Source organism: Roseovarius tolerans (genome assembly GCF_028885395.1).
GTDB classification, from domain to species: Bacteria; Pseudomonadota; Alphaproteobacteria; order Rhodobacterales; family Rhodobacteraceae; genus Roseovarius; species Roseovarius tolerans.
Window position 1 is genome coordinate 2,054,921 of the sequence record NZ_CP118494.1, and the last position, 12,933, is coordinate 2,067,853.

Annotated in this window: 11 protein-coding genes; 5 read left to right on the forward strand and 6 right to left on the reverse strand. The window is 62.2% G+C overall.

What is annotated here, in order from left to right; genetic code table 11:
- Positions 1–8 precede the first annotated feature (8 nt).
- From PVU19_RS10100 to PVU19_RS10115, 4 genes are read left to right on the forward strand one after another with little or no spacing between them, the layout of a single operon-like run.
- Positions 9–2,831 (forward strand): molybdopterin oxidoreductase family protein, encoded by a 2,823-nt coding sequence (locus PVU19_RS10100; protein ID WP_050661870.1) that lies wholly within the window; start codon positions 9–11, stop codon positions 2,829–2,831.
- Positions 2,828–2,977, forward strand: a complete 150-nt coding sequence (locus PVU19_RS10105) for a hypothetical protein (RefSeq protein WP_162490390.1) — start codon at positions 2,828–2,830, stop codon at positions 2,975–2,977. The genes PVU19_RS10100 and PVU19_RS10105 overlap by 4 nt, the downstream gene beginning before the upstream one ends.
- A complete protein-coding gene (locus PVU19_RS10110; RefSeq protein WP_050661869.1) occupies positions 2,974–3,756 on the forward strand; it encodes a 4Fe-4S dicluster domain-containing protein in 783 nt (260 codons plus the stop codon). The genes PVU19_RS10105 and PVU19_RS10110 overlap by 4 nt, the downstream gene beginning before the upstream one ends.
- Positions 3,756–4,628: a dimethyl sulfoxide reductase anchor subunit family protein gene (locus PVU19_RS10115; protein ID WP_050661868.1), complete on the forward strand. Its 873-nt coding sequence runs from the start codon at positions 3,756–3,758 to the stop codon at positions 4,626–4,628. The genes PVU19_RS10110 and PVU19_RS10115 overlap by 1 nt, the downstream gene beginning before the upstream one ends.
- Before the next feature lie 4 nt (positions 4,629–4,632).
- On the opposite strand, the gene PVU19_RS10120 is transcribed toward PVU19_RS10115, so the two are convergent.
- The 5 genes from PVU19_RS10120 to recA all read right to left on the reverse strand — a co-directional run bounded on the left by PVU19_RS10120 (position 4,633) and on the right by recA (position 9,703).
- A complete protein-coding gene (locus PVU19_RS10120) occupies positions 4,633–5,178 on the reverse strand; it encodes a histidine phosphatase family protein (protein ID WP_050661867.1) in 546 nt (181 codons plus the stop codon).
- A gap of 51 nt (positions 5,179–5,229) precedes the next feature.
- Positions 5,230–5,517, reverse strand: a complete 288-nt coding sequence (locus PVU19_RS10125) for a DUF1330 domain-containing protein (RefSeq protein WP_050661866.1) — start codon at positions 5,515–5,517, stop codon at positions 5,230–5,232.
- Between the two features lie 19 nt (positions 5,518–5,536).
- Positions 5,537–5,821, reverse strand: coding sequence for a DUF1330 domain-containing protein (locus PVU19_RS10130; protein ID WP_050661865.1), 285 nt, complete (start codon positions 5,819–5,821; stop codon positions 5,537–5,539).
- A 9-nt stretch (positions 5,822–5,830) separates the two neighbouring features.
- Positions 5,831–8,494, reverse strand: a complete 2,664-nt coding sequence (gene alaS / locus PVU19_RS10135; protein WP_050661934.1) for an alanine--tRNA ligase — start codon at positions 8,492–8,494, stop codon at positions 5,831–5,833.
- Positions 8,495–8,623: 129 nt separating this feature from the next.
- Complete coding sequence (gene recA, locus PVU19_RS10140) at positions 8,624–9,703, reverse strand: recombinase RecA (RefSeq protein WP_050661864.1); 1,080 nt, start codon at positions 9,701–9,703, stop codon at positions 8,624–8,626.
- Positions 9,704–9,896: 193 nt separating this feature from the next.
- Between recA and PVU19_RS10145 the strand changes: the two genes are divergently transcribed.
- Positions 9,897–10,544, forward strand: coding sequence for a hypothetical protein (locus tag PVU19_RS10145; RefSeq protein WP_050661863.1), 648 nt, complete (start codon positions 9,897–9,899; stop codon positions 10,542–10,544).
- 19 nt (positions 10,545–10,563) lie between these two features.
- Here PVU19_RS10145 and PVU19_RS10150 read toward each other — a convergent pair whose 3' ends face one another.
- Positions 10,564–12,792 (reverse strand): ATP-binding protein, encoded by a 2,229-nt coding sequence (locus PVU19_RS10150; RefSeq protein ID WP_082237421.1) that lies wholly within the window; start codon positions 12,790–12,792, stop codon positions 10,564–10,566.
- Positions 12,793–12,933 lie beyond the last annotated feature (141 nt).

Sequence of the window (12,933 nt, forward strand, 5' to 3'; positions counted from 1 at the left end):
GCCCTCACATGACGCATCACCAGCCACACATCGACACCTCTCCCCATGTCTCGGACGAGGTGCGCAAGACGACCTGCTACATGTGCGCCTGCCGCTGCGGGATCAACGTGCATATGAAGGGCGGCAAGGTGGCCTATATCGAGGGCAACCGCGACCATCCGGTGAACAAGGGAGTGCTCTGCGCCAAGGGCTCGGCGGGGATCATGCAGGTCAACGCCCCCTCGCGCCTGCGCGCGCCTTTGAAGCGCGTGGGCCCCCGTGGCTCGGGGGAGTTCGAGGAAATTTCCTGGGACGAAGCGCTGCAAATCGCCTGCGACTGGCTGGAGCCGATCCGCAAGACCGACCCCTCCAAGCTTGCGTTCTTCACCGGGCGCGATCAATCGCAGAGCTTCACCGGTTACTGGGCGCAGAATTTCGGCACGCCGAATTTCGCGGCGCATGGCGGGTTCTGCTCGGTCAACATGGCAGCTGGCGGCATCTATACGATGGGCGGCGCGTTCTGGGAATTCGGACAGCCGGATTGGGACCATACCAAGCTCTTCATGCTGTTCGGTGTGGCCGAAGACCATGACAGCAACCCGATCAAGATGGGAATCGGCAAGATCAAGGCGCGTGGCGCGCGGGTGATCGGGGTGAACCCGATCCGTTCCGGCTACAACGCCGTGGCCGACGATTGGGTCGGCATCACGCCGGGCACCGATGGCCTCTTTATCCTGTCGCTGATCCATGAGCTGATGCGCGCGGGCAAGATCGACCTCGACTACCTCGCCCGCTACACCAACGCGCCCGTTCTGGTGAACGCCGATCCCAATTCGCCCGAGCACGGGCTTTTCCTACGCGATACCGACGGAAAACCGACAGTTATCGACCGCACCACCGGCAAGCTCACCGCGTTCGACGCCCCCGGCGTGCGCCCCGATCTGAGCGCCACGCACGAGGTGGACGGGATCACACATCGCCCCGTGATGCACCTGATGGCCGAGCGTTACCTCGACCCGCAATACGCCCCCGAGGCGGTGGCCGAGCGTTGCGGCATCACGCCAGACAAGATCCGCCGCATCGCCGCCGAGATCGCGCGCGTGGCCTTTGACGAGGCCTTCACCCTCGATCACGAATGGACAGACTTTCGCGGCGAGACGCACAAGACGATGACCGGCCGCCCGGTCAGTTTTCACGCCATGCGTGGAATATCGGCCCATTCCAACGGCTTCCAGACGGCCCGCGCGCTGCATGTGCTGCAAATCATCCTCGGCACGGTCGAGGTGCCCGGCGGGTTCCGCTTCAAGCCACCCTACCCCAAACCCGTCAGCGCCCATCCCACGCCGCATTGCAAATTCGCGCCCGGTCAGCCGCTCGACGGGCCGCATCTGGGCTTCGTGCGAGGCCCTGAGGACCTCGCCCTAAAAGACGACGGCAGCCCCGCCCGCATCGACAAGGCGTTCACCTGGGAAAACCCGATGTCGGCGCATGGGCTGATGCACATGGTCATCTCCAACGCCCATGCGGGCGACCCCTACAAGATCGACACGCTCTTCATGTACATGGCCAACATGTCGTGGAATTCGTCGATGAACACGCGTGGCGTGATGGAGATGCTGACCGATCAGGACGAGAACGGCGACTACGTCATCCCGCGCATCATCTATTCGGATGCCTACAGTTCCGAAATGGTCGCCTATGCCGATCTCATCCTGCCCGACACCACCTACCTGGAGCGCCACGACTGCATTTCCCTGCTCGACCGTCCGATCTGCGAGGCCGATGCGGCGGCGGACGCGATCCGCTGGCCAGTAATCGAGCCCGACCGTGATGTGCGCGGCTTTCAGACGGTACTGGTGCAACTGGCCAACAAGCTGAAATTGCCAGGCTTTACCGCCGAGGACGGCACGCCGCGCTATCAAGACTACGCCGATTACATGGTCAATCATGAGCGCAAGCCGGGGATCGGCCCGCTCGCGGGCTTTCGCGGCAATGGCGAGGACGTGGGCCGCGGCGCGCCCAACCCGGCGCAGATCGACCGCTATATTGAAAACGGCGGCTTTTTCGTCAGCCACATCCCCGAGGGCGCGAATTACTACAAGCCGTGGAACATGGCCTATCAGGATTGGGCCGTCGGCATGGGCATATTCGACAAACCGCAGCCCTATATCTTCGATCTCTACGCCGAGCCGATGCGCAAGTTCCAGTTGGCAGCCGAGGGGCATGGCGATCGTCAACCGCCCGATCACCTTCGCGCGCGGATCAAATCAATGATGGACCCGCTGCCGATCTGGTATCTGCCCTTCGAGGATAGCAGCGTCGATACCGAGGAATTCCCGGTGCATGCGCTGACACAGCGCCCGATGGCGATGTATCACAGTTGGGGCACGCAAAACGCCTGGCTGCGGCAGATACACGGGCAGAACCCGCTCTATCTGCCGACCAAACTCTGGGAGGAACACGGCTTTACCGACGGCGATTGGGCGCGCGTGACCTCCGCCCATGGCGAGATCACGGTGCCGGTCGCCCACATGGCCGCGCTCAATGAAAATACCGTCTGGACATGGAACGCCATCGGTAAGCGCAAGGGGGCCTGGGCGCTCTCCGAGGATGCCCCCGAGGCCACGCGCGGCTTCCTGCTCAACCACCTCATCCACGAGTTGTTGCCGCCCAAGGGTGATGGGCTGCGCTGGTCAAACTCCGATCCGATCACCGGGCAGGCGGCGTGGTTCGACCTGCGGGTGAAGATCGAAAAGGCTCAAGCCCCGGCAGAATCGCAACCCGCCTTCGCCCCGATCAAATCGCCGGTGGGGCAAGGCCCCGACCACCTCGAATGGAAGGTCGGAAAATGAGCGGCAAGACCCTGACATTGCTCGCCATTCTGGCCTTTGTCGCCTTCGGTGTCGGCTCGTTCATCTGGTTCATCGCCACATGGGACAAGAGCCGCGAAGAGCCGGTAAGCACCCGCACCCACATAATTGAGGAGCGCCCCGCATGACCACGCTTCCCGAAAGCACCACCCGCAAGATGGGCCTCGTGATCGACCTTGATACCTGCGTCGGCTGTCACGCCTGCGTGGTGTCCTGCAAGGGCTGGAACACCGAGAATTACGGCGCACCGCTCAGCGATCAGGACCCTTACGGTGCGGACCCGTCGGGCACCTTCCTCAACCGCGTTCACAGCTACGAGGTGCAGCCGCTGGCGACCTCGGCCATGCCACACCCGGCTGCGCAACTGGTGCATTTTCCCAAATCCTGCCTGCATTGCGAGGATGCGCCCTGCGTGACCGTCTGCCCGACGGGGGCCAGCTACAAGCGGGTTGAGGACGGCATCGTTCTGGTCAATGAAACCGATTGCATCGGTTGCGGCCTCTGCGCATGGGCTTGCCCCTATGGTGCGCGCGAGATGGATCAGGCCGAGGGGGTGATGAAGAAATGCACCCTCTGCGTCGACCGCATCTATAACGACAACCTCCCCGAGGAGGACCGCGTGCCCGCCTGCGTGCGCACCTGCCCGTCGAACGCGCGTCATTTCGGTGACCTCGGCGATCCCGACAGCGACGTGAGCCAGCTTGTGGCAGAGCGCGGCGGTATGGATCTCATGCCCGAGCAGGGCACCAAGCCCGTCAATCAATACCTGCCACCCCGCCCCAAGGACACGCTCGACCAGCCCAAACCGGCGGGCGACATCGACATCTTGGCCCCGTTTCTGGAGCCGGTGATGGAGGAGCCTAAGGGCTTTCTCGGCTGGCTTGACCGCACATTGGAGAAGATCTGATGCATCCCGCCCCGTCCGTCATCGTCTTCACCACCCTCTCGGGGCTTGGCTTCGGCCTGCTGATCTGGCTCGGGCTGGGCCTGCCTGCGGTCACCGGCTGGGTCGCCTTCGCCTTCTTCGCCATTGCCTATGCGCTCGCTGTGGGCGGTCTCCTGGCCTCGACCTTTCACCTCGGGCATCCGGAACGCGCATGGAAGGCGTTCAGCCAGTGGCGTTCTAGCTGGTTGTCACGCGAAGGCGTTTGCGCGGTTGCAGCGCTTCTGGTCATGGCCGCCTATGGCGCGGGGCTGGTGTTTTTCGACACCCGGCTGGCGTTGCTTGGCTGGGTCGGAGCCCTGCTGTCGCTCGGCACGGTGTTCACCACCTCGATGATTTACACGCAGATGAAAACCGTGCCGCGCTGGAACACCCCCCTGACCCCCGCCTTGCTGATTGCCATTTCGCTGGCCGGGGGCGCGCTTCTGGCCGGAGAACTCAGCGCCGCGCTGATCCTCATTCCCATTGCCGGCGTGCTGCAAATCCTGTGGTGGGTGCGCGGCGACGGGGCCTTTGCCGCCTCGGGCACCGACATGGCGACGGCGACGGGGCTTGGCAGCATTGGCACCGTTCGCGCCTTCGAGCCGCCCCATACCGGCACCAATTACCTCTTGCGGGAAATGGTCCATCAGGTCGGGCGCAAACACGCGATGAAACTGCGGGCCATCGCCTTCGGGCTAGGCTACGTGCTACCCGTCGCGCTCCTGCTGGTGCCCTTCTCGCATATGCTGGCGCTCGTCGCGGTTCTGGCCCATATCGCAGGCATAGCTGCTTCCCGCTGGTTGTTCTTTGCCGAGGCAGAGCATGTCGTCGGGCTCTATTACGGTAAACGCTAGGCGCTCATGGGGCGACGAGAAACCGATCGACCATCTCAAGCCCGTCCCCCGTGCGCCGGGTCACGATAATCTCACCCGAGCCCACGCCACGCCCGGTCAAGGCGGTGATGTTCACCTGATGCGTCACGATCAAGAGCCGATCACCCTCAGGCAACTCCGCGATCAGATCGAGAGTTGCCGCTGTCTGCGCCGCCCGGTCGCCGCGCCCGGCGAAGAAGGAATTGAGCGGTGGCTTTTCCTCCACATCTCCCATCTCCATCAATACAGCTGTGTCGCGTGCCCGGCACCATTGACTGGTCCAGATGTGATCAAAGGTGACACCGGCGTCGCGCAGCGCATCGCCAGTGCGCCGGGCCTGCTCACGACCGCGGGCATCCAGATTACGCTGCGTGCTGCAATCGGTGACCGCGAAACCTGCCGGATCTCCCGTTCCCGGGGCAAGCGCGTGCCGCATCAGCGCAACGACCCCCGGCTGTTTCAGCGCGTCAAACCCCTGCGCCGTGACGCAGGTAGCACTCGCAGAAAGCCAGATAAAAAGTAACAACCGCATCCCAAACCCCTTTCGCAAGAGGAGTTAGGGCCACGGTTTGCGGCGACCAGCCTAGTCCGTGATTTCCACGATCACCAATTCCCGCTCCGACGCGCCGCGCGCATGGTCGAGCGCCTTCTGGTACTCGGGGCTGCGATAACAGGTCTCCGCGGCCTCGAGGCTGGGAAAACGCGCAACCACGTTGCGCGCCCGCTCCTTGCCCTCCAGTTGCACATACCGTCCGCCTCGCGCAATGAAGGCGCCACCATGCTTTGCGATGGCAGGTCCCGCAAGGGCGGCGTAGCGGCCATAGGCAGCGTCATCGGTGACGGTCACATGGGCGATCCATAGGGCGGGCATGAGGTGATCTCCTGTCTGTTCAGATGCCATCGACGATGACGATGTCCCGGCTGCTCGACGACAGTGCCAGCGGCAGGATGCGGCGATACTCCTCCGAGCGGTACCAGTCGAGCGCTGCCTGCCGGTTCGGGAATTCGATGATCACATGTCGCTCGGGGCAGTTGCCCTCAAGAGCGGTCTGCTCACCGCCCTTGACCAAAAACCGTCCGCCAAACTTCTCGGCGAGGGCCACGGTCTGATCGGCATAGGCCTGGTAGTCCTGCGGGTCGTTGACCGTGATCCGTCCGATAATATAGGCGCGCATTCATCCTCCTCAGGAGGTAAGCACCCCCTCTGCCGCTTTAATCGCAGCATCTGCCCCGCCGATATCGCTGCCGCCGCCCTGGGCCATGTCGGGTCGGCCACCGCCGCCCTTGCCGCCCAGTTCCGCCACCGCCGCCCGAACCAGATCGACCGCCGAAAGCTGCGCCGTCAGGTCATCGGTGACACCCGCCGCAACCGCCACTTTGCCGCCGGTATCGGCAATAAGCAAGATCGCACCGCTGCCCATCCGCGCCTTGTGCTCGTCGATCAACGGCGGCAGGTCGCGGCCCTGCACACCCGAAAGTACTTGCGCATGGAACGCAACCCCACCCACGTCGCGCGCGGCAACGGCTTCACCCTGCCCTGCCCCGCCTGCCATCGCCAGATCGCGACGCAGCTGCGCTACCTCGTTGGCCAAGGCGCGGCGCTCCTCCATCAGCGACTTCACCCGCTCGGGCACATCCTCGGGCCGGGTCTTGAGATCCCCCGCGACCCGTGCCAGCCGTGCGTTCTGACCGCTTAGATAGTCGAACGCCGCCGCCCCCGTCAGCGCCTCGATCCGGCGCACGCCCGCACTCGATGCGCTGTCACCAAGCGCCACGAAGGTGCCGATGTCACCGGTCTGGCGCACATGGGTCCCACCGCACAGCTCGATCGAATAGGTGCGACCGTCACTGCCCTTGCCGGACCCGTCGAGCATGCCCATGGACACGACCCGCACCTCATCGCCGTATTTCTCGCCAAAGAGCGCCTGCGCGCCCAGATCGCGCGCATCGTCCGGGGCCATGATCCGCGTCTCGACGGGCGCGTTCTGCCGGATATAGGCGTTCACCTCGGCTTCGACCCGGGTCATTTCCTCGGGGCTGAGCGCCTTGGCATGGCTGAAGTCGAAGCGCAGCCGGTCCGAGGCGTTGAGCGAGCCGCGCTGCGCCACGTGATCACCAAGCGCCCGGCGAAGCGCCTCGTGCAACAGGTGCGTGGCCGAATGATTGGCGCGAATGGCGCTGCGGCGGTCGTGATCAACGGCCAGTTTGGCCGCCTGCCCGTTCTTGATCTCGCCAGTCTCGACCTCAGCGAAATGGATGAAGACCCCGGCGACCTTCCTCGTGTCGGTGATGCGCGCGCGGCCGGACTCGGTCTCAAGCGAGCCGGAATCGCCCACTTGACCGCCAGATTCCGCATAGAACGGGGTCTGGTTGAGGACGATCTGGCAGGTCTCTCCCTTGCCCGCCGCCCCCGTCATCGCACCGTCGGAAACGACGGCGGCAATCTGGCCCTCGGCGATCTCAGTGTCATAGCCCAGAAAATCGGTGGTGCCCTTGTCCTCTGCGATGTCGAACCAGATCGCCTGATCCGCCGCCTCACCCGACCCAGACCACGCGGCGCGCGCCTTGGCCTTTTGCTCAGCCATGGCGGAATCGAACCCGTCGGTATCGACCGTGCGCCCCTTCTCGCGCAGCGCATCCTGCGTCAGATCGAGCGGAAACCCGAACGTGTCGTAGAGCTTGAACGCCGCCTCACCCGGCAATGCCGTCCCTTCGGGCAGGTGCGCCAATTCGTCGTCGAGCAAACGCAGCCCGCGATCGAGCGTCTGCTTGAACCGTGTCTCCTCGATCCGCAGCGTTTCCTCGATCAGTGCCTGCGCCCGGCCCAGTTCTGGGAAGGCCTGCCCCATCTGCGCCACCAGCGCGGGCACCAGTCGGTACATGACCGGATCCTTGGCACCCAAAATATGTGCATGCCGCATCGCGCGGCGCATGATCCGGCGAAGCACATAGCCGCGCCCTTCATTCGAGGGCATCACACCGTCGGCAATGAGGAAGGACGTGGACCGCAAATGATCGGCGATCACCCGGTGATGCACCTTGCCCGGCCCGTCGGGATCGGCGCTCGTGGCGTGGGCGCTCGCCTCGATCAGGTGGCGCATCAGGTCGGTGTCGTAATTGTCATGCTTGCCTTGCAGCAGCGCACCGATCCGTTCCAGCCCCATGCCGGTGTCAATCGACTGCATGTCAAGGTCGCGCTGCGTGCCGTCGGAAAACCGCTCGTTCTGCATGAAAACGAGGTTCCAGATTTCGATGAACCGATCACCGTCCTCCTCGGCGCTGCCCGGAGGGCCACCCCAGATTTCCGCTCCATGATCATAGAAAATTTCGGTGCAGGGGCCGCAGGGACCGGTCGGCCCCATCGACCAGAAATTGTCATCGGTCGCGATGCGAATGATCCGGTCATCGCTCAGGCCCGCGTATTTCTTCCAGATATTCGCCGCTTCGTCATCAGTATGGTAGACCGTCACCAGGAGCTTGGATTTGTCGATCCCGAAATCCTTGGTCAACAGATCCCAGGCATAGGGGATCGCCTGCTCCTTGAAATAGTCGCCAAAGCTGAAATTCCCGAGCATTTCGAAGAACGTATGATGCCGCGCGGTGTAGCCCACATTGTCGAGATCGTTGTGCTTCCCCCCGGCCCGCACGCATTTTTGACTTGTCGCAGCGCGGGTATAGTCGCGATGCTCGACCCCGGTAAAACAATTCTTGAACTGCACCATGCCGGAATTCGTGAACATCAGCGTTGGATCGTTGCGCGGCACCAGCGGAGAGCTGTCGACGATCCGATGGTCATTGCGTTCGAAAAAATTGAGAAAAGTCGAACGGATTTCATTCAGCGTGGGCATGGGCATCTCTTTCCGGGGCATGGGGTGGCCAGCGTCTGCGCAGATTTAGCCGGGCCATCGCCGCATGTCCACCGCAAGAAAAAAGGCCCGAGAACGACATCTCGGGCCTTTTGCGTGGGATCGCCCTGATCACCCTTCCATGATGTCATCGCCATCCTCTTCGGGCGCATCAGGCATGTCGAAATCGAGCCCGTGGGCGGCCCTAATCTTGTCCTCGATGGCGAGCGCGATATGCGCATGCTCCTTGAGATAGGTCTTGGCGTTTTCCCGGCCCTGTCCGATACGCTCGTCCCCGTAACTAAACCAACTGCCGGACTTCTCGACCACGCCCGCCTTGACCCCCATGTCGAGCAGTTCGCCGGTCTTGGAAATGCCCTCGCCATACATGATGTCGAATTCCACCTGCTTGAAGGGCGGGGCCACCTTGTTCTTGACGACCTTGACGCGCGTCGAATTGCCGACCACCTCGTCACGATCCTTGATCGCACCGATACGGCGGATGTCGAGCCGCACCGAGCTATAGAACTTCAGCGCGTTACCGCCGGTCGTAGTTTCGGGGCTGCCGAACATGACGCCGATCTTCATGCGGATCTGGTTGATGAAGATCACCGTGCACTTGGTGCGGCTGATCGAGCCGGTGAGCTTACGCATCGCCTGGCTCATCAGGCGGGCATGCACACCGACGCTGCTGTCCCCCATCTCACCTTCCAGCTCAGACTTGGGCGTGAGAGCGGCCACCGAATCGACCACCACGAGGCTTACCGCGCCAGAGCGCACCAGCGTATCGACGATCTCGAGCGCCTGCTCGCCGGTATCGGGCTGCGAAATGAGCAACTCATCAAGATCTACTCCGAGCTTGCGCGCATAGATGGGGTCAAGCGCGTGTTCGGCATCGACAAAGGCGCATACCCCGCCCTTTTTCTGTTCCTCGGCCACACAATGCAGGGTCAGCGTGGTCTTGCCCGAGCTTTCGGGCCCGTAAATCTCGACCACACGGCCCTTGGGAATGCCACCGATGCCAAGCGCGATATCGAGCCCGATCGACCCGGTCGAGGTCGCCTCGATATCGGCGATCGGATTGTCGCCGCCCATCTTCATGATCGAGCCCTTGCCGAATTGCCGTTCGATCTGGGCCAGGGCGCTGTCGAGCGCCTTTTGCTTGTCTGCGTTGCGCTTGTTATCCATGGAGAGAAGATCTGCCGTTGCCATTCATTCGCTTCCTTATTCCATACCCGGCCAAGGGCGGCAATGATTGCCTTTGTTCATGACTTGTTCCATATCCGTATGAGGGTAAAACAAGAACATTTCAAGAAGTTTGTTTGTGGTGACAGTTTTCCCGTTAAGCATTAACAAGTGGTTTATATCCGTGGCCAGCGGGGCCGAATCCGGAAAGAGGCGAAATATGCTCGTGTTTTCAAAGCAACGCCTGATCTTGTTGTCAGTCCCCAAGACCGGGACGACAGCCTATGAAACCGCCCTCGCCCCATTGGCCTCGATTGTCGTGAGCGCACCGCCCGAACTCAAGCACGCGCCGGTGTTTCGCTATAACCGGTTTTTCAGACAGATGATCGAGCGATTCATTGGCGAGGATGCAGAGATCGTCGCCGTCATGCGCGAACCCGTCAGCTGGCTTGGAAGCTGGTATCGCTACCGACAACGCGCATCCCTCGACGGGCAGGCCAATAGCACGCGTGGCATCAGTTTCGATGATTTCGTCACCGCGTATTGCAAGGGCGAGTCTCCGAGTTTCGCGCAGGTCGGCTCGCAGGCCAAGTTCCTCGAACCGCAACGCAATGGCACCAGAGTCACGCATCTTTTCCGATACGAGGATCAGACCGGGTTCCGCGCCTTTCTGGAAAAACGCCTCGCCACCAGTATAGAGACCTCTTGGCAAAATCAGTCGCCTTCAGTGCCACTGGACCTCTCCTCGGGAACAGAGACCCGCCTGCGCCGCAAGTATGCGGCGGACTTCACCCTATGGCAGGGGATCACGGGGGGCGGTCAATACACGCCACAGTCCCCACGTCCAAAATCGAATGCCAAAGAATGACACCACCATGATTGGGGCCTTATCCGATCTGGCGCAAGACGGTTTCCGTCAACTCGTTCAGTGAGAATGGTTTCGGAAGAAAGATCGAATTCGGAATCTTCTCCTGCACGTCCCCAAACGTTTCTTCGGCATATCCGGACATGAACACCACCTTTACCGACGGACGATTTTCAAGAACCCGCATTACCCAGGTCTGCCCATCGATGCCCGGCATGACGACATCGGTCACGAACACATCCACGTTTAGATCCTGATCCTCCAGAATTTCCAGCGCGTCCTCGCCAGATTCGGCCTCGAGCACGGTCAGGCCGCGCATCTGCAGGGCGCGGCTGGCAAATGCCCGTACCGTGGCCTCGTCCTCGACTAGCAGGATGACACCACTCACATGCTCGCGCCCATCCGGCTCCACATCAGACGACGCCTCCAAGTCTGGCGATTGGGTATGGGCCGGAAACAGCAATTGAAACGTCGCGCCCTCACCGGGCACGCTGTTGGCAAAAATGAACCCTCCGGTCTGCTTGATGATGCCATAGGCGGTGGACAGGCCAAGCCCGGTCCCTTCGCCGGTGCGCTTCGTGGTGAAAAATGGCTCGAACACCTTCTGCAGCTTATCGGGCGCGATCCCCTCGCCTTCATCGATAACCTTCACAGAGACATACCGCCCTGGCGCAACCACGGCCCGGTCCCGGCGCATCGGTTCGGTAAGTGTCAGATTCTCGGTGACGATGCGAATGTCGCCGCCCTCGGGCATTGCATCGCGCGCGTTCACGACAAGGTTCATCAGGACCTGCTCAAGCTGCCGCTTGTCGGCGCGAATCGCGTGCAATGTGGGGTCGTGGCTCAAGGTCAGAGACACCTTTTCTCCGACCAGACGATTGAGCAGATGCGTGAGGTCCGACAAGCTGTCGCGCAGGTCGATGACCTGCGGAAGCAACGTCTGCTTGCGCGAATAGGCCAGTAGCTGACTGACCAATGCCGCCGCGCGATTTGCATTCTGATTGATCTGCATGAGATCGGCATGGTCGGGCGCGTTCTGATCGTGGCGCAACAGCAGCAAATCGCAATGCCCTGTGATCGCTGTGAGGAGATTGTTGAAATCATGCGCCACACCACCGGCAAGCTGTCCGATCGCCTGCATTTTCTGGCTTTGAACGAATTGCGCTTCGAGCGATTTCAACTCCGTCGCATCGCTCATGACCGCGATCAGCACCACCTCGCCGTCCTCGGTCGCGCGATTGAGGGTGACCTGAACGAAAACCTCCCGGTCATCGCGGCGCACACGCAGGAATTCCGAATGCACGGTTCCACGTCCGGCGGCGGCATCGTCGAGCCAGTCGGAGATCGAGCGTCCAAGCCCTTCCAGCACATCACCCAATCGAATATCCGCGCTCCCCTCCACCCCGAGCAGCGTCCTGGCGGGGAGGTTCAACAGCGCGATAGCGCCATCGCGCCGCAGCTTGAGCAAGGGCACCGGCAATTCGTCGAAAAAGGCCCATCCGTCAACCGGGCGCTCCAATCCGGAAATCCCGGGCAAAATGTAGATCTCACGCCGCCCGGCGACGCCCTGTCTCTCGACCAGCAGACAGTCGACAGGACCGTCCGGGGTTTGCACGCTATGCACCTCGCCCGACTGAAACCTGCGGCCCGGACAAATCCGGTCGAGGGACCGCACCCGTTCGCCCACAAGCTGGCGCGCGGCGGGGTTCATGTAGAGCACCGCATCATTGCGCCCGACGATCAGCATCGGCAAGGCATGACTGTCGGTTCCACGATTGGATCGCGTGCTCGATGGCTCGATCCGCCAGAGAAACTGCCCCTCGCCTGCGCGATGCACGGTCACATGCACATGGCCCGCCCGCGTCACGATATGTTCGGTCGCTGCACCTTTCGCTCCGGCCCGGCTTTCCATCCGAAAGAGCACCGGACCGGGATTGGCAAGCGTCTCTCTCAATGCGGCGGCCAGCGTCGTGACCGCAGGTGTCACAAAGGCCTTGCCCGCAGCAGGATTGGCATAAAGGATATGCCCATCCGCGGCGGCGAGGATCATCGGTGACGGATCATCCTGCATCAACGCTCCGGCGTGCGTCACGGTCTGTTTCTCGCGCGCTGCGCCGTTGCGGCGAAAAATCACCAGCCAGGCTGCGGCGAACAGAAGTATTCCCGCCGCGAAAGCCACCATCAACCGCGCGCGCGGATCACCGAGCATGACGGCAACGACGGCGAACAGCAGACCCGCCAAAACGATCATTCCGCTGCGCGGACCGATCCTGAGAACAGCCCTGCCTAGCGGTCTGCCGGAAGTGGACAAGAATGCCACAAAGACGCCTTTCTGTCAGATCCAATTCCGCCGCAGCGTGGCCCAAAGACCTTAATTGAACTTTAACGACAG